This is a genomic window from Actinotalea fermentans (genome assembly GCF_007991475.1).
Lineage (GTDB): Bacteria > Actinomycetota > Actinomycetes > Actinomycetales > Cellulomonadaceae > Actinotalea > Actinotalea fermentans.
In genome coordinates this window covers 21,509-37,691 of sequence record NZ_BJYK01000011.1, presented here as the reverse complement: position 1 = coordinate 37,691, position 16,183 = coordinate 21,509, and the positions used below count along the sequence as shown (strand labels likewise).

The window sequence follows — 16,183 nt, the reverse complement described above, 5'->3', positions numbered from 1 at the left end:
CGCCACCGCGCTCCAGTTGAGGGGGGAGGGGGGCGGCTCGCGTACGGTGAGGCCGTGCGTCTCGGCATCGTCGTCGACTACTCCGACGACTTCCGCGCGGCCGTGCCCGCGGTGCAGCAGGCGGAGCGGCTCGGGGTCGACGTCGTCTCCGTCGCGGAGGCGTACTCCTTCGACGCCGTGAGCCGGCTCGGGTACCTGGCGGCCGCGACGGAGCGGGTCGCGCTGCAGTCGGCGATCCTGGGCGTGTTCTCGCGCACGCCCGCCGCGCTCGCGATGACCGCTGCCGGGCTCGACGACGTCTCCGGCGGCCGGTTCGAGCTTGGGCTGGGCGCGTCAGGCCCGCAGGTGGTCGAGGGGTTCCACGGCGTCCCGTACGCCGCCCCGCTCACGCGGATCCGCGAGACCGTCGAGGTCTGCCGGATGGTCTGGCGCCGCGAGCCCCTCGCGTTCGAGGGGCGCCGCGTGCGCGTCCCGTTGCCGCCCGACCAGGGGACCGGCCTGGGCAAGCCGCTCAAGCTGGTCAACCGGCCGCGGCGGGAGCGGATCCCGATCGCCATCGCCGCGCTGACGCCCAAGAGCGTCGCGCAGACCGCCGAGATCGCCGACGGCTGGATGCCGGTGTTCTACCTGCCCGAGCGCGCGCACCTGGCCTGGGGCGACGCGCTCGACGCCGGACGCGCGGCCCGCGACACCGCGCTCGGCCCCCTGGACGTGCAGGTCACGATGCCGCTGCTCATCGGCGAGGGCCCCGCGCTCGACGCCGCCCGGGCGGCCTACCGGGACCGCCTCGCGCTCTACGTCGGCGGCATGGGCGCGCGGGACGCGAACTTCTACGCCGACCTGGCGGCGCGCTACGGCCTGGGCGAGGCGGCCGCCGTCGTGCAGGACCGGTACCTGGCCGGCGACAAGGCGGGCGCCGCCGGCGCCGTCCCGGGCGAGCTCGTCGAGGGGACGGCGCTCATCGGCGACGAGGCGCACGTGCGGACGCGGCTGCAGGCGCTGGCCTCGAGCGGCGTCACCACGCTCACCGTGCAGCCGCTCGCCCCCACGCCCGACGGGCGTCTGGAGCAGTTCGCCGCCGTGCGCGCGCTGCTGGACGAGCCCGCGCCGCCGCGCGCCTGAGCGCCCGCCGCACCCGTCCCGGGGACGTCCGGCGCGGCGACCGACGGGAACGTACGCTGGCAGCATCGTCGGGCAGGGGAGCGCATGGGATACGTCGTCACGATCCTGCTCGTCGCCGTGCCGACGTTCTTCGCGGTCGTGGCCCCGCGCCGCACGCCGCTGCAGGCGCGGCTGAGCTTCGTGGGCGGGCTCGTGGTGAACGAGATGCCGCTGTGGCCGGCGCTCTGGGTGGCGGGTGCCACGGTGCTCGCGGCCGTCGACGGCACCCTGCGGACCGCGCCCGGCGTCGTCGGGGCGGGACTGGCGGCCCTCACCCTGATCGGGCTCGGCGTGATCCTGCGGCGGGGCCTCGCGGCGCGCCCGGTCCTGGTGCGTGCGCTCGCCGACGCCGGGCTCACCCGCGCGGCCGACGCCAGCCGCCGCGGCCCGTGGCGCGACCTCGCCGCCGGCCTGTTCCCGTTCGTCGTGCGCAGCCCGCGCGTCGTGCGGCGACGGGACGTCCCCTACGGACCGCACGGGCGCCGGAACCTGCTCGACGTCTACCTGCCCCGCCGGGCCGCCCGGGCGTCCTCGCCCGCCCCGGCGCCGGTCCTCGTGTACTTCCACGGCGGCGGGTACGCCTCCGGGCGCAAGGACCGCGAGGCGCGCCTGCTCATGCACCGGGCCGTCCGCGCGGGCTGGGTGGCCGTGAGTGCCGCGTACCGCCTGCGGCCCGACGCCGGGATGGCCGAGCACCTCGCCGACGCCGACGCCGCGATCGCCTGGGTCCGCGCGCACGCGGACGAGCTGGGGGCCGACGCGGACCGCGTCGCCGTGGCGGGCAGCTCCGCGGGCGCGCACCTGGCCTCGGTCCTGGCCCTCCGGCGCCCCGGCGCCCCCCTGGCCGCCGCCGGTGCCGACGGGGGAGTCCGGCCCGTCGCCGTCGTCGGCCTGTACGGCTGGTACGGCGGCTACTTCGGCGGCGGGACCGCGTCCGCGAACCCCGGCGACCTCGCCCACGCGGGCGCTCCGCCGTTCCTGCTGATCCACGGCGACCAGGACACGTACGTGCCGCCGGCGATGGCGCAGCGCCTCGCCGAACGCCTCCGCTCGGTGTCCCGGGCGCCCGTCGTGCACGCCGAGCTGCCGGGCGCGCAGCACGGCTTCGACCTGCTCCGCTCGCCGCGTTTCTCGGCCGTCACCGACGCCGTGCTGGCGGCTCTGGACGAGCTGCTCGCCAGCTGGGACGGACCGTCCACTACCCAGGGCGTCGTGGACGTGCGGAAGGCGCCGTCGAACGGCCCCACGACAACGGATCTCTACGCCACGGAGCCTCCCGGCGAATCACCCGGTCGATCTTCCTGACGACCCTCGAAAAAAGCCTCTGACCAGTGGGAACATAGGTCACGTGAGGCCGCGAGGCCTCGCCGGCCGGCGGGCCACAACCCGGCTCCGGCGGCCGCCAGGGTGGCCCACTCCCGCCACCTGCCCGACGTCGTGCAGGAGGATCCCATGCACCCGGACCTGTATCTGCGGGTCTACCAGCAGCAGGAGCGCGAGCTCACGCAGCGCCTCGCCAACCGCCTCGCGGCACGTAGCCGGACCGCCGGCGCCCGCGGCCGCGCGGCGCACCGCCTGCACCTGCGCTCCCACCGCACGACGTCGCACAGCTGACCTGACCCTCGCGGGCCCCGGGCGGCGCGGATCTCCGCAGCCGTCCGGGGCTGTCGCGCGTCCGCGCGTCGGCCGCTCCGGGTGACCGCGCGTCGGCCGCTCCGGATGCCGCCCGCGCCCTCGCGACGCAGACTGGCCGGGAAGGGAGGCTGACGATGACTGACACCGACACGATGCGTGACCCGGTCTGCGGCATGGACGTCTCGCCGGTGACGTCCGTGACCAGCACCGAGTACGACGGCACGACGTACCACTTCTGCTCGGAGGACTGCTACCACACGTTCTCCGAGAACCCCGCGCAGTACGCGAGCGCCTGAGGAGGGGAGTGACTGTGGACGACAAGATGGAGCACAAGGCCGAGGAACTCGGCGGCAAGGCCAAGGAGGCGCTCGGCAAGGCGTCCGACGACGAGAAGCTCGAGGCGGAGGGTCGCGGCGAGCAGACGAAGGCCAACCTCAAGCAGGCCGGTGACAAGGTCAAGGACGCCTTCGACCACTGACCGTCGCCGATTCACGCTCGAGTGGAACGAGATGCCACCATCTCGTTCCACTCGAGTCGTGTTCACGACCGTGTCGTTCCACTCGAACGGGGAGCCACCTCATGTCGGACACCCACCGATGGGTCGAGATCGAGCGGGTCGAGCCCGGGGTGTTCCGGGCGCGCAACGCGCGAGGCGGTGAGCTGCACGTCGCCGGGGATGGCGGCGAGCTGTTCACGCCCGTCGAGCTGCTCATGGTGGCGATCGCCGCGTGCTCGGCCGCCGACGTCGACGTCATCACGAGCCGGCGCGCCGAGCCCGAGGAGCTGCGGGCGCGCGTCGACGCGCACAAGGTGCGGGACGAGACCGGCAACAGCCTGCGGGACATCCAGGTGACGTTCACCGCGCGCTTCGCGGAGGGCGAGGCCGGCGACGCCGCGCGCGCCGCGCTGCCGCGCGCGGTGCAGACGTCGCACGACCGGAGCTGCACGGTGTCGCGGACGGTCGAGGCGGGGACGCCCGTCCAGGTGCTGCTCGCCTGACGCCGGGGCGCTCCGGGGGTCGCTCCTCCGGCGCGCCCGCTCACCGAGCCGTGCGGGTGTCGATGCTGTTCACCGCTTTCTCTGCTCCTTATACTGAGGAGCGAGGAAAGTGGGCCCAGTGAGCGCTGGCACGTCGCGCGGCCTCCGGGTCGCGAACCGGGGGGCGGTGCTGCGCGCCCTTGTCGCGGCCGGCGAGCTCAGCCGTGCGGAGATCGCCGACGTCTGCGAGCTGTCGGCCGCGGCGGTCGCGACCATCGTCGCCGACCTCCTGCGGGCGGGCCTCGTCGAGGGCCGCGGGTCCGTGCCGTCCGACGGCGGTCGCCCGATCGGCCGGCTCGGGGTGCGCGCGGGTGCCGGTCATCTCCTCGGGGCCGAGGTGGCGGACGACGGCGTCGTCGTCGAGCTCGTGGACCTCGCCAGGCGGCGCCTGGACGTCGAGCGCATGCCGGTCGACCCGGCGCAGGCCAGCGCCGTCGCGGTCACGGCCGCGCTGCGCCGCGCCCTGCGCGCGGTGCGCTCGCGTCATCCGGCCACCGAACCGAGCCTGGTCGGCCTGGGGCTCGCCCTGCCGCGCGACCTGCTCGACGGCCCGCTGGTCGACGTGCTCGAGGAGCCTGGCCACGCCGGCGAGCTCCCCGTGCACGCGGTGGCTCGGGCGGCTGCGCTGGCGGCGGCCCAGGTGTGGCACGACGCCGCGGGGGCGCCGGCCGCGTCCTCGGCGGCCCCGGCCCTCGTGGTGTCGCTCGGGCGCGACGTCGACCTGGCGGTGGTGACCCTCGGGCGCGTCGCCGCGGTCCCGGGCCGGTGGGGGCACACGACGGTCGTCCCCAACGGGCGGCGGTGCGCGTGCGGTGGCCGGGGGTGCCTGGTGGCCTACGCGGGCGCGGACGCCTTGGTCGAGGCGTGGCGGACCCGGGGCGGGGAGCCGCCCGAGGGGGACAGACGCGCGCTGGAGGCGCTCGTCGCGGCCGCCGACGCCGGCGAGGCGGGGGCGGCCACCGCGCTCGAGCTCGGCCTGGACCTGCTGGCCATCGCGATCGGGACGGCCCTCACCCTGACCGGTGCCGACCGGGTGGTGCTGGCGGGCTGGGCGGGCGAGATCGTCGCGCGGACGCGCGGTGCCGTGCTGGCCACCCGCGCACGCGAGGCGGCCGCGTCCCCGGACGCCCACCTGGTCGGTCTGACGGCGTGCCGGGTCCCCGACGCCGGCGCCTACGGCGCGGCCCTGCTGGTGCTCGACCGGGTCCTCGACGCCGGTGGTGCGGTCCCTGCCCGTCGACCCTGAGGGCCGGCATCCTCCTCGAGACGGAGGCCGGCAGTGAAAAATCCACCCCTAGGTCCCCGCGCGTCGTCGGCGGTTGCTGGTACCAATGGGCACGTGCCCATCCCTGCTGCCTCGGACGCCCCCACGTCCGAGCCTTCCGACACCGCGCTCGCGGACCCCGCACAGGCGGAGACCACGCTCGCGGAGACTGCGCTCGCGGAGACTGCGCTCGCGGAGGACGTACTGGTCGAGCCCGAGACCGCCGTCGTCGTCGCCGAGGCGTCGGCCCCGGCGTCGGGCCGCCGGACCTGGCCGGGCTGGCTGCGCGAGCTCGTCATCGTCGCCGCGGTGTACTTCACGTACTCGATCAGCCGCAACCTCATCCCCGACCAGGTCGAGCAGGCCCAGCGCAACGCGCGGTCGATCCTCGACGCGGAGAAGCTGCTCGGGCTCGACATCGAGCTCGGCATCAACCACTGGGGCGCGGACCGGCTCTGGCTGATCATCCCGGCGAACTACTACTACGCGACGCTGCACCTGTCGGTCACGCTCATCGTGATGATCTGGCTGTACCGGCGGCGCAAGGCCGTCTACGCGCGCTGTCGCAGCGTCCTGCTGACGATGACGCTCATGGCGCTCGCCTCGTACTGGCTCTACCCGCTCGCCCCGCCGCGCCTGATGGCGGGCGCCGCCTACATTGACACGGTCAAGGAGCACGTGCTCTGGGGCTTCACGCCCTCGGACGACATGGTCTCCCTGTCGAACCAGTACGCGGCGATGCCCTCGATGCACGTGGGCTGGGCGCTCTGGGTGGGCGTCATCCTCGTCGCCTACGGGCGCCATCGCCTGGTGCGCGGCCTGGGCGTCGCGTACCCGCTCGCGACCGTCTTCGTCGTGATGGTCACGGCCAACCACTTCATCCTCGACGCCATCGCGGCGGTCGTCTTCTTCCTCGTCGCCATCGCGGCGGTGGACGTCGTCGGGCGGGTGACGGGCCGGCGGTCGTGGGTGGCCGAGGCACCAGGCACCGTCCTCGAGTCCCGCTAGTCCTCTCCGCTCCGACGGCGGCGGTCCCCGGTGGGGCCGCCGCCGTCGTCTGCGTGCCCGCCGTCGGGCACCGCTCCGACACCCGCTCGCCCGGGACCCTTGCGCAGACATTGATGATCGTCTATGTTCTCGTGCTGCAAGACATAGATGAACTTCGATGAGTGGAGAAGGTCATGGGCGACGTGCTCGGTGCCGTGGTGAGTCAGGTGTGGCTCTCCGTCGTGCACAACTGGCCGTTCCTGCTGGCGAGCGTCGTGGTGGCCTCCCTGGTCCAGGTGTACGTGGGCCCGGACCGGCTGGCCGCGTGGCTCCGGCGGCGGGTCTGGGTGGCCGTCCTGGGTGCCGTGGCGCTCGCCTCGTTCACGCCCTTCTGCTCGTGCGGCACGACGGCCGTCGTGCTCGGGGCGCTCGCGTCCTCGGTGCCGTGGGCGCCGGTGGTCGCCTTCATGGTGTCCTCGCCCCTGACCAGTCCCTCGGAGTACGTCCTGTCCACGGGTCTGTTCGGGAGTGCGTTCGCGACGACGTTCTTCGTGGCGGCGATCGTCATCGGACTCGGGGCAGGGGTGGTGACGCACGTGGTCGAGAAGGCCGGTCTGCTGGTCGGTCAGGCGCGGATGGCGCAGGGCCTCGCGGCCGGGGCGCCGGCCCGGGCGTCGGCCGCCGCCGTGGGCGCGCCGGCCGCCGAGGGTCGCACGTCGTTGGCTGTCCTCGAGGCGCCGGCCCCCGTGTCGTCCTGCTGCGGGCCGGAGGGCGGGTCCGCGGGGGCGTGCGGGGCGGCGGACGTCGTGGTCGACCGGCGACGCCTGTTCGTCCGGGCGCTGGTGGAGAACGGCCGACGCCTCGCGCTGTACTTCCTCGGTTTCGCCGCGGTCGGCTACCTCATCATCGAGCTGGTGCCGACGGAGGCGATCACGACGGCGCTCGGCGGCGACTCGTTCTGGTCGGTCCCGCTCGCGGCCCTGCTGGGCATCCCGGCCTACATCAGCACCGAGGGCTCGTTGCCGATGGTCGCCTCGCTCATGGACGGGGGCATGGGCGTCGGTCCGGCACTGGCCTTCCTCGTCACGGGCGCCGGCACGAGCGTCGGCGCGATCTCCGGGATGCTCGTCATCGCCCGGGCGCGCGTGGTCGCGCTGGTGGTGGGCTCGTTGGTGGTGGGTGCCGTCGTCCTTGGCTGGTTGGCACCACTCTGGCTGTGACGCCGCGCGGGTACTAGAGCGAATGCACTAATCTCAGCGTCAGCCCGCCGCGCGCTGGCGGGCCACCCAGGCGCTGGTCACCATCTCGGTGACAGAACCCGACGGGGCCCAGCCCAGGTCGCGCCGGGCGAGCTCGCCGGAGGCGACGATGCGCGGCGGGTCGCCCGGGCGCCGGGGCGCGACGCGCGGCGTGAACGCGATGCCCGTCGCCTCGGCCACGGCCGTCATCACCTCGCGCACCGAGGTGCCGGCACCGGCACCCAGGTTGTAGACCCGCTCGAGCGGGCGCCCCTCCTCGAGCGCGCGCGCGGCGGCGACGTGCGCGGCCGCGACCTCGGCGACGTGCACGTAGTCCCGCACGCAGGTCCCGTCGGGCGTCGGGTAGTCGTCGCCGTTGATCTGCGGCGTGCGGCCCTCGACGACGGCGTCGAGCACCAGGGGGACGAGGTTGTGCGGGCTCGTGTCACGCAGGGCCGGGTCCCCGGAGCCGACCACGTTGAAGTACCGCAGCGACGTGTGCCGCAGCTCTGAGGCGCGGGCCTGGGACGCGATGAGCCACTCGCCGATGAGCTTCGTCTCGCCGTACGGCGACTCGGGCGCGGTCGGCGTGTCCTCGGTGACCACGTCCACGTGCGGCGTCCCGTACACGGCAGCGGACGAGGAGAAGACGATCGCGCGCGTGCCGGCCTCGGCCATCGCGCGCAGCAGCGAGACCGTGCCGTTCACGTTCTGCTCGTACGTGTGCAGGGGTCGGCGCACGCTCTCGCCGGCGTACTTGAAGCCCGCGAGGTGCACGACACCCGACGCGTCGTGCTCGCGCAGCGCGGCCGCCACGGTCGCCGTCTCGCCGATGCCCGCCGGCACGAACGGGACGCCGTCGGGCACGAACTCCGCGTGCCCGGACGACAGGTCGTCGAGGACGACGACGTCGAAGCCGCCCGCGCGCAGTGCGTGCACCACGTGCGAGCCGATGTAGCCCGCGCCGCCCGTGACCAGCCAGGTGCTCATGCGTCCCCCTCGGATGTGCCGACGTCGTCCACGCGGCCGGCCGCGCCCGCGGGCTCGGCGACCAGGAAGGCGGGTGCGGCGAAGCCGGCCGCCGCGAAGGCGGCCGCGACGGCCGTCGCCACGGTCTTCGCCGCGGGCCGCGGCACCAGCGCCAGGACGGAGCCGCCGAACCCGCCGCCGACCATGCGCGCGCCGAGCGCGCCCGCCGCGGTCGCGGTGTCCGCGGCCAGGTCGAGCTCGGGGCACGTCACCTCGTAGTCGTCGCGCAGCGAGGCGTGCCCCGCGGTGAGCACCGGCCCGACGTCGGCCGGCCGGCCTTCCTCGAGCAGCGCGGCCACCTGGCGCACGCGCGCGTTCTCGGTGACGACGTGACGGACCCGCCGGACCAGGACCTCGGCGTCGGGGTCGCCCGCGGCGCGCAGGCGCTCGGCGACGCCGTCGAGGTCCGCCAGGACGCCGAGCGCCGGGACGCCCAGGATCTCCGCGGCCCGCACGCACGACCCGCGGCGCGCGCCGTACTGGCCGTCGACCAGCCGGTGCGGGGCGCGCGTGTCGATGACCAGCAGCGCGAGGTCGCCCAGGGCCGCGGCGACGTGCCGCGCGGCGCCCCCGCGGCCGAAGTCCACGAGCAGCGCGTGGTCGGCCCGGCAGCGGAGCGCGGACGCCTGGTCCAGCCCGCCGGTCGGGGCGCCGGCGATCTCGTTCTCGGCCCGGACGCACAGCGAGGCCAGCAGCGCGCGGCCCTCGTCGTCGCCGCCCAGGCCGGTGCCCGTGAGCTCGTCCAGGGCCACCGCCACCGCGCACTCCAGCGCCGCGGACGACGACAGCCCCGCGCCGAACGGCACGCACGAGTCCACGGCCGCGTCGAACCCGGGCATCTGAGGGCCGGGCGCCTCGGCGCCGGACCCCGGTGCGCCGTCGGCCCGCAGGTGCCCCGCCAGCGCCCAGGCGACGCCGACGACGTACCCCGCCCAGCCGTCGACCCGCCCGGGCCCGACGTCGGCCAGCTCGCCCTCCCACGGCGTCGGCTCCTGCGCCGAGACCAGGCGGACGCGTCCGTCGTCGCGCGGGCGCAGCGCGACGTACGTGCGGTGGGGGAGCGCCACGGGCAGGCAGAGCCCACCGGCGTAGTCGGTGTGCTCGCCGATGAGGTTCACGCGGCCGGGAGCGGCCCAGACGCCCGCCGGCGCACCGCCGAACGCCTCGGCGAAGAGGGCCGACGCGCGGGCCGCGCCGTCCGCGGGCCCCCAGGCCGGGAACCACTCGAGCGGGGCGGGGTTCGCGCCGTCGTCCGCGGCGCCGTCCGCTGCCTCGTTCACCGGCCCACCTCCTGCAGCCGGGCGGCGATCCGCTCGGGGGTCGTGTCGCTGATCCACGCGCCCATCCCGGACTCGACGCCCGCGAGGTACTTGAGCTTGCCCGGGGCCCGCAGCACCGAGAACACCTGCAGGTGCAGGCGGCCGAGCTCACGGCCCTCGCCGACGACGGCCTGGTGCCAGCCCGCGATGTAGGGGAGCGGGATGGGGGCGCCGTCGTCGGTCACGAAGAAGCGGTCGAGGCGCCGCAGGAGCTCCGGGTAGACCGCGGCGAGGTCGTCGCGCTCGGCGTCGTCGAGCGCGGGCAGGTCGGGGACGTCGCGGTGCGGTGCGAGGTGCACCTCGACCGGCCAGCGTGCCGCGGCCGGCACGTAGGCGGTCCAGTGCTCCGAGGTGAGCACGACGCGCGTCCCGGCGCGGCGCTCGGCGTCGAGCACGTCACGCAGGAGGTTCCGCCCCGTGCGGGCACGGTGCTCGGCGGCCCGGTCGAGCATCAGGCGCGTACGCGGCGTGACGAACGGGAAGGCGTAGATCTGCCCGTGCGGGTGGGGCAGCGTGACGCCGATCTCCCGGCCGCGGTTCTCGAAGGCGAACACCTGGCGGATGCCGGGCAGGCGGGAGAGCTCCGTCGTGCGGTCCGCCCAGGCCTCGATGATCGTGCGCGCGCGCCGGGGCGACAGGTCCGCGAACGACGCGCGGTGCTCGGCGGAGAAGCAGACGACCTCGCAGCGCCCCGCCGCCGTGCGGGCCGGCCACAGCGGGTCGCCGTCGACGGACCAGGCCTCGCCGGCCGTGCCGTCGGGCGGCGCCAGCAGCGCCGGGAACCGGTTCTCGAAGACGACGACGTCGTAGTCGGTGTCCGGCACCTCGCCGTCGGAGTACGCGGCGCCGGGGCGGGCGGGGCATAGCGGGCAGGAGTCCGCGGCCGGCAGGAACGTGCGGTTCATCCGGTGGGACGCCATCGGGATCCACTCGCCGGTCAGCGGGTCCTGCCGCATCTCGGGGAGCGAGGGCTCCGGGCCGAAGCGGTCGGGCAGCGGCCGCGGGTCGTCCAGGCGCCGCGTCGCGCCGCCGGAGACGTACGGCTCCGAGTCGTCGAAGTAGATGAGCTCGCGGCCGTCGGCCATCCGGGTGGCGGTGCGGCGGGTGATCACGTGACGGCTCCGAGGTCGGTCGGCACGCGGTCGCGTGCGGGGACGAGGACGAGGTCCACGGCGTCGGACGCCGCGTCGGCGGCGTCGGCCGGGACCTCCTGGTCGGTGATGACGAGGTCGACGTCGGACAGTCCGACGATCCGGGCCAGGCCGACGACGCCCCACTTGGAGTGGTCGGCGACGACGACGGTGCGCCCGGCCGCGGCGACCAGGGCCCGGTCGGTCTCGGCCTCGAGCAGGTTCGGGGTGGTCAGGCCGGCCCGCAGGTCGATGCCGTGCACGCCGAGGAACAGCACGTCGACGCGCAGCGTCTCGAGCGCGTGCGTGGCCACGGGCCCCACGAGCGCGTCCGACGGGGTGCGCGTGCCACCGATGAGGACGACGTTCAGCTCCGGCGCGCCCGCCTGGTGCAGCACCTCGGCCGCAGGCAGGGAGTTGGTCACGACCGTGAGCGGGCGCAGCGCGGGCGTCTCGGCGATGAGCCGGGCGACCAGGTGCGTCGTCGTGCCCCCGGAGAGGGCGACGGCGCCGCCCGGGGAGATCTCCTCGATCGCCGCCGCCGCGATGGCGGCCTTCTCGGGCGAGAACAGCTCGGCCTTGACGTGGAACCCGGGCTCGTCGGCCGCGCGTCGGGCGTCGACGGCGCCGCCGTGCACCCGCAGCACGAGGCCGCGGCGGGCGAGCTCGCCGATGTCGCGGCGCACCGTCATGTCGGAGACGCCGAGGGACTCCACGAGGTCGGCCACGCGTGCGGCGCCGTACCGGCGGATCGCGGCCAGGATGGCCTCCTGGCGCTGGCTCGCGAGCATGTGAACAGGATCGTTCGAATTCGAACATAAGTCAACACAACCCGACACGCGGCGGGGCGGAGGGGGTCCCGGTGGGGGGCGGCGGGCGCTCGTCTAGGCTCGAACCCATGAAGGTGGCGCGGCTGCACGGGGTGACGGACGTGCGGGTGAGCGAGGAGCCGGCGCCGCAGCCCGGGCCCGACGAGAGCCTCGTCCGCGTGAGCGCCGTCGGCATCTGCGGCTCCGACCTGCACTGGTTCACCGCCGGGACCATCGGCGACGCGGCGCTGGACCGTCCGCTGGTCCTCGGCCACGAGATCGGCGGAGTGGTCGAGGGCGGCCCGCTCGACGGGCGGCGCGTGGCGGTCGACCCGAACCGTGCCTGCGGCGTCTGCGAGACGTGCCTCGAGGGCCACCGCAACATGTGCCCGCACGTCCGCTTCGCCGGGCACGGCCACAACGACGGCGGGATGCGCGAGCTCATGGCCTGGCCGACGGCCCTGCTGAACCCGGTCCCGGACGCGCTGTCCGACGCCGACGTCGCCATGCTCGAGCCGCTGGGTGTCGCGCTGCACGCGCTGGACCTCGGCAAGCCGCGCGTGGGGTGGACGGTCGTCGTGGTCGGTGCCGGGCCCATCGGGCTGTGCGCGGTCCAGCTCGCGCGGGTCGCGGGCGCGGGGCGCGTGATCGCCGTCGAGCCGCTCGAGCACCGGCGCGCCGCCGCGGCCGCGCTTGGTGCCGACGTCGTCCTCGACCCCGGGGACCCGGACCTGCTCGCCCGACTCGCGGACGCCACCGCGGGCCGCGGCGCGGACCTCGCCCTGGAGATCGCGGGCACCGACGACGCCGTGCGCATCGCGTGCGAAGCCGTCCGGCCCGCCGCGACGGTCGTCCTGGCCGGGATCCCGGACGAGGACCGCACGACGTTCCCGGCCTCGACCGCGCGCCGCAAGGGCCTGACCCTGCGGCTCTCGCGCCGCATGGGCGAGGTGTACCCGCGGGCGACGGCGCTCGTCGCGGACGGCGCGGTCGACGTGCGTGCCGTGGTCTCCCACACGTTCGGCATCGACCGCGCGGGCGAGGCCTTCGCCGTCGCCGCGGCGCGCACGGGGCACAAGGTCGTCGTCACGCCGGGCGCGTCGGCTGCGCCGGGTACGCCCGGTGCACCCGGGGCGGTGACCGCGTGAGCGCGCTCGTCGTCGCCGTCGACTGCTCGACCACCGCGGCGAAGGCGGTCGTCGTCGAGGCCGACGGGACCGTCGTCGGGCAGGCCGCCCACCCCATCGCCACCGCGACGCCGCACCCGGCGTGGCACGAGCAGGACCCGGGCGAGTGGTGGACGGCGACGCGGGCCGCCATCGCGGGGGCCGTGGCGGCCAGCGGGCGGGCGGCCGACGTCGCCGCCGTGTGCCTCACGCACCAGCGGGAGACGTTCGTCTGCACCGACGACGCCGGGAACCCCCTGCGCCCCGCGATCCTGTGGCTGGACGGGCGGGCCCACGCGGAGATCGCCGAGCTCGGCTCGACGCAGGTCCACGCGCTGTCGGGCAAGCCCCCGGACACCACGCCGGCGATCTACAAGCTCGCGTGGCTCGCGCGCCACGAGCCCGACGTCCTCGCCCGGGCGGCGCGCGTGGGCGACGTGCACGCCGTCCTCGCGCACCGGCTCACCGGGCGCTGGGCGACCGCGACGCAGTCCGCGGACACGCTCGGCCTGTTCGACCTGCGGCGCCTCGACTGGTCGCCCGAGCTGCTCGCGCTCGCGGGCGTGCGCGCCGAGCAGCTCCCGGCGCTGGTCCCGGCCGGGGAGGAGATCGCGCCCCTGCTGCCCGACGTCGCCGCCGACCTCGGCCTGCCCGGTCCGGTCCCGCTGGTGGCGGGTATCGGCGACGGGCAGGCGGCCGGGCTGGCGCTCGGGGCGACCCGGCCCGGCATCGCGTACCTGAACCTGGGCACCTCGATGGTCATGGGCGTGCAGTCCCCGCAGTACGCGACCGACGACGCGTTCCGCACGCTCGCCGGCGTACCGACGGGTGAGTACACGCTGGAGACGGTGCTGAACGCCGCGGCGTACCTGGCCACGTGGACGCGGGAGCGGTTCGGCGGCGGGCGCACGACGGTGGCCGACATGGAGGCCGCGGCCGCGCAGGTCGCGCCCGGTGCCGAGGGCCTGCTCGTGCTGCCGTACTGGAACGCCGCGCAGACGCCGTACTGGGACCCGTTGGCGCGCGGCGCCGTCGTGGGCTGGCACGGGCGCCACACGCCGGCGCACCTGTACCGCGCGGTGCTCGAGGGCGTCGCGTTCGAGCTGCGGCTGCACCTGGAGCGCCTGGAGGCCGCGACGGGCCGGCCCGTCGAGCACCTGCGTGCGGTCGGCGGCGGGGCGCGCAGCGAGCTGTGGGTGCGCATCGTGGCCGACGTCGTGCAGCGGCCGGTCCGGGTGTGCTCGGCGGGCGAGGTGAGCGCGGCGGGCGCGGCGCTGCTGGGTCACGCGTTCCTCACGGGCGGCGACCCGACGGCCGTCGGCGAGCCCCCGGGCAGCGAGGTCGCGCCCGACCCCGCCGCCGGGGACGCCTACGCCCGGCTCGCCGGGGTGCACCGCCGGCTCTACCCGCAGCTGCGGGACGTCTTCGCGGACCTGTCCGCGCTCGCCTGACCCGGCTCAGCGGCGGGGCGGCTTGCCCGCCCCGCGGTCCTCGCCGGCGCGCGGGCTGCGCGGGCCGCGGTCGGTGGCGGGGTTGCGCGGGCCGCGGTCGACCGCGATGCGCAGCGGGCGGCCGGCGACGCGCGCGCCGCCGATGCGCCGGAACGTCTCGGGGGAGAGGTCCCCGGCGATCTCGATCAGGCTGAACGAGGCGAAGATGTCGATCTTGCCGAGGTCGGCGCCCCGCAGGCCGCCCTCCTTGGTGATCGCGCCGACGATGTGCTCCGGCCGTGCGCCGTGCGTGTGCCCGACGGCGACGCGGTAGCGGGTGCCCGCGACGGCGCGCGACGCGCGGCGGCGCGGCTCCTCGGCGAAGCCGACCTTGCCGTCGCCCGAGCGCGCACCCCGCGCCTGCTGCAGCGGCGTGGCGGTGATGTCCTCGGGGATCGGCCCGACCGCGGCGGCGAGCAGCGCGGCGGCGAGGCCGGCGGCGTCGGTCCCGGTCGCGGCGCAGTGCTCGGCGACGGCGCGGCGGAACAGCCCCTCGGGCTCCCGCCCGGCGGCCTCGGCGAGGAGCTGGCCCACGCGGTGCGCAGTGACCTGCTCGCCCGTCGGGATCGAGGTCTCCTCGAGGGTCGCGCGGATGGTGCGCTCGATCGCCCGCAGGCGTCCGCGCTCGGCGGGCGTGACGAACGTCAGCGCCTGGCCCGCGCGACCGGCGCGACCGGTACGGCCGATGCGGTGCACGTAGCTCTCGGGCTCGGTCGGCACGTCGAGGTTCACCACGAGCCCGATGCGGTCCACGTCCAGGCCGCGCGCCGCGACGTCGGTGGCGACGACCACGTCGACCGTCCCCGCGCGGAGCCGCTCGACGATGCGCTCGCGGTCCTTCTGCGCGACGTCGCCGGACAGGGTCGCGGCGGCGATGCCCCGCGACACGAGCGCGGCGCCGGTCTCCTCGGCGCCCGCCCGGGTGCGCGTGAAGACGAGCGTCGCCTCGGCGTCGGTGGTCGCCAGCACCCGCGTGAGCGCCTCGACCTTCTGCTTGAAGGGCACGACGGCGTACGACTGCCGCACCCCGGCGGCGGTCGTGGCCTGCCGCGCGACGGCGACCCGCTCCGGGTTGCGCAGGTGCCGCTCGGCGACGGCGACGATGCCGGGGGGCATGGTCGCGGAGAACAGGGCGACCTGGCGCTCGGCCGGCGCGGACGACAGGACGCGGTCCACGTCCTCGGCGAAGCCCATGCGCAGCATCTCGTCGGCCTCGTCGAGGACGAAGGTGCGGACGTCGTCGAGCACGAGCGAGCCGCGGTCGAGGTGGTCGATCACACGGCCCGGCGTCCCGACGACCACCTGCGCGCCGCCCGCGATCGCGCGCTGCTGCGGCAGGTAGGGGGCGCCGCCGTAGACGGCGACCACGCGCACGCCGGGCAGGTGCTTGGCGAAGGAGGCGACGGCGTCGGCCACCTGGAGGGCGAGCTCGCGGGTGGGGACCAGGACGAGCGCCTGCACCCCGCGGACGCTCGGGTCGACGCCGGCGAGAAGGGGGAGGCCGAAGGCGGCGGTCTTGCCGGTGCCGGTCTGCGCGACGCCGATGAGGTCGCGGCCGGCGAGCAGCGCCGGGATCGTCTGCTCCTGGACGGGCGTCGGGCGCACGAAGCCGAGGTCGCCCACGGCGCGCAGGAGCGGCTCGGGCAGGCCGAGGTCGGCGAGGTCGACGCCGTCGGCGCCGGGGATCACAGCGGTCTCGGGGATGGTCTCGGGGATGGTCTCGGAGACGGTCTCGTGGAGGGTCTCGGGGGCCGTCTCCGCCGCCGTCCCAGGGGTGTCGAGGGCAGCAGAGGGCGCGGACAGGGCAGCAGTCATCAGGGATCCAAGTCGTCGGTGGCGTCGTCGCCCATCCCGAACACTCGGCCGGTCGTCCGGCTGCACACCCGCGCGTTTCCCGCAGAGCGGGGGCGCGACACA

16 protein-coding genes are annotated in these 16,183 nt (G+C 75.9%); 11 read left to right on the top strand and 5 right to left on the bottom strand.

The genetic code is table 11. From position 1 onward, the window contains the following. The first annotated feature begins 54 nt into the window (after positions 1 to 54). The 9 genes from AFE02nite_RS15500 to AFE02nite_RS15465 all read left to right on the top strand — a co-directional run bounded on the left by AFE02nite_RS15500 (position 55) and on the right by AFE02nite_RS15465 (position 7,305). On the top strand, positions 55 to 1,122 hold the full coding sequence (locus AFE02nite_RS15500; protein ID WP_034249861.1) for an LLM class F420-dependent oxidoreductase: 1,068 nt from the start codon (positions 55 to 57) through the stop codon (positions 1,120 to 1,122). Between the two features lie 84 nt (positions 1,123 to 1,206). After that, a complete protein-coding gene (locus AFE02nite_RS15495) occupies positions 1,207 to 2,466 on the top strand; it encodes an alpha/beta hydrolase (protein ID WP_146819986.1) in 1,260 nt (419 codons plus the stop codon). Positions 2,467 to 2,613: 147 nt separating this feature from the next. Then, positions 2,614 to 2,775, top strand: coding sequence for a hypothetical protein (locus AFE02nite_RS17530; RefSeq protein ID WP_186814585.1), 162 nt, complete (start codon positions 2,614 to 2,616; stop codon positions 2,773 to 2,775). A 155-nt stretch (positions 2,776 to 2,930) separates the two neighbouring features. Next, positions 2,931 to 3,092, top strand: coding sequence for a YHS domain-containing protein (locus AFE02nite_RS15490; protein WP_146819985.1), 162 nt, complete (start codon positions 2,931 to 2,933; stop codon positions 3,090 to 3,092). Positions 3,093 to 3,100: 8 nt separating this feature from the next. After that, the gene (locus AFE02nite_RS15485; RefSeq protein ID WP_034249571.1) at positions 3,101 to 3,274 is read left to right on the top strand and encodes a CsbD family protein; all 174 of its coding nucleotides are present in this window, start codon (positions 3,101 to 3,103) and stop codon (positions 3,272 to 3,274) included. Positions 3,275 to 3,375: 101 nt separating this feature from the next. Further along, the gene (locus AFE02nite_RS15480; protein WP_034249572.1) at positions 3,376 to 3,795 is read left to right on the top strand and encodes an OsmC family protein; all 420 of its coding nucleotides are present in this window, start codon (positions 3,376 to 3,378) and stop codon (positions 3,793 to 3,795) included. A 118-nt stretch (positions 3,796 to 3,913) separates the two neighbouring features. Further along, the gene (locus tag AFE02nite_RS15475; RefSeq protein WP_186814584.1) at positions 3,914 to 5,080 is read left to right on the top strand and encodes an ROK family transcriptional regulator; all 1,167 of its coding nucleotides are present in this window, start codon (positions 3,914 to 3,916) and stop codon (positions 5,078 to 5,080) included. Between the two features lie 93 nt (positions 5,081 to 5,173). Then, positions 5,174 to 6,106: a phosphatase PAP2 family protein gene (locus AFE02nite_RS15470; protein ID WP_052114058.1), complete on the top strand. Its 933-nt coding sequence runs from the start codon at positions 5,174 to 5,176 to the stop codon at positions 6,104 to 6,106. A gap of 173 nt (positions 6,107 to 6,279) precedes the next feature. Then, a complete protein-coding gene (locus AFE02nite_RS15465; RefSeq protein ID WP_034248994.1) occupies positions 6,280 to 7,305 on the top strand; it encodes a permease in 1,026 nt (341 codons plus the stop codon). A 39-nt stretch (positions 7,306 to 7,344) separates the two neighbouring features. Here the strand turns inward: AFE02nite_RS15465 and galE are convergent, their stop codons facing one another. The 4 genes from galE to AFE02nite_RS15445 are packed head-to-tail and all read right to left on the bottom strand — an operon-like array spanning position 7,345 to position 11,592. Next, positions 7,345 to 8,313, bottom strand: coding sequence for a UDP-glucose 4-epimerase GalE (gene galE, locus AFE02nite_RS15460; RefSeq protein WP_034248995.1), 969 nt, complete (start codon positions 8,311 to 8,313; stop codon positions 7,345 to 7,347). Continuing rightward, the gene (galK, locus tag AFE02nite_RS15455) at positions 8,310 to 9,632 is read right to left on the bottom strand and encodes a galactokinase (protein WP_146819982.1); all 1,323 of its coding nucleotides are present in this window, start codon (positions 9,630 to 9,632) and stop codon (positions 8,310 to 8,312) included. Before galK ends, galE begins: the two co-directional genes overlap by 4 nt. Continuing rightward, entirely contained in the window at positions 9,629 to 10,756 is a 1,128-nt protein-coding gene (galT, locus tag AFE02nite_RS15450; RefSeq protein ID WP_052114004.1) for a galactose-1-phosphate uridylyltransferase, read from the bottom strand. Before galT ends, galK begins: the two co-directional genes overlap by 4 nt. Positions 10,757 to 10,779: 23 nt before the next feature. Further along, positions 10,780 to 11,592, bottom strand: coding sequence for a DeoR/GlpR family DNA-binding transcription regulator (locus AFE02nite_RS15445; RefSeq protein ID WP_052114003.1), 813 nt, complete (start codon positions 11,590 to 11,592; stop codon positions 10,780 to 10,782). Positions 11,593 to 11,699: 107 nt separating this feature from the next. On the opposite strand from AFE02nite_RS15445, the gene AFE02nite_RS15440 reads away from it, so the two are divergent. Both AFE02nite_RS15440 and AFE02nite_RS15435 read left to right on the top strand, forming a co-directional pair. Beyond that, entirely contained in the window at positions 11,700 to 12,758 is a 1,059-nt protein-coding gene (locus AFE02nite_RS15440) for a zinc-dependent alcohol dehydrogenase (RefSeq protein ID WP_034248560.1), read from the top strand. After that, positions 12,755 to 14,227 (top strand): xylulokinase, encoded by a 1,473-nt coding sequence (locus AFE02nite_RS15435; RefSeq protein WP_146819981.1) that lies wholly within the window; start codon positions 12,755 to 12,757, stop codon positions 14,225 to 14,227. Before AFE02nite_RS15440 ends, AFE02nite_RS15435 begins: the two co-directional genes overlap by 4 nt. Positions 14,228 to 14,233: 6 nt before the next feature. Here the strand turns inward: AFE02nite_RS15435 and AFE02nite_RS15430 are convergent, their stop codons facing one another. Then, complete coding sequence (locus AFE02nite_RS15430; protein ID WP_146819980.1) at positions 14,234 to 16,081, bottom strand: DEAD/DEAH box helicase; 1,848 nt, start codon at positions 16,079 to 16,081, stop codon at positions 14,234 to 14,236. Between the last annotated feature and the right edge of the window lie 102 nt (positions 16,082 to 16,183).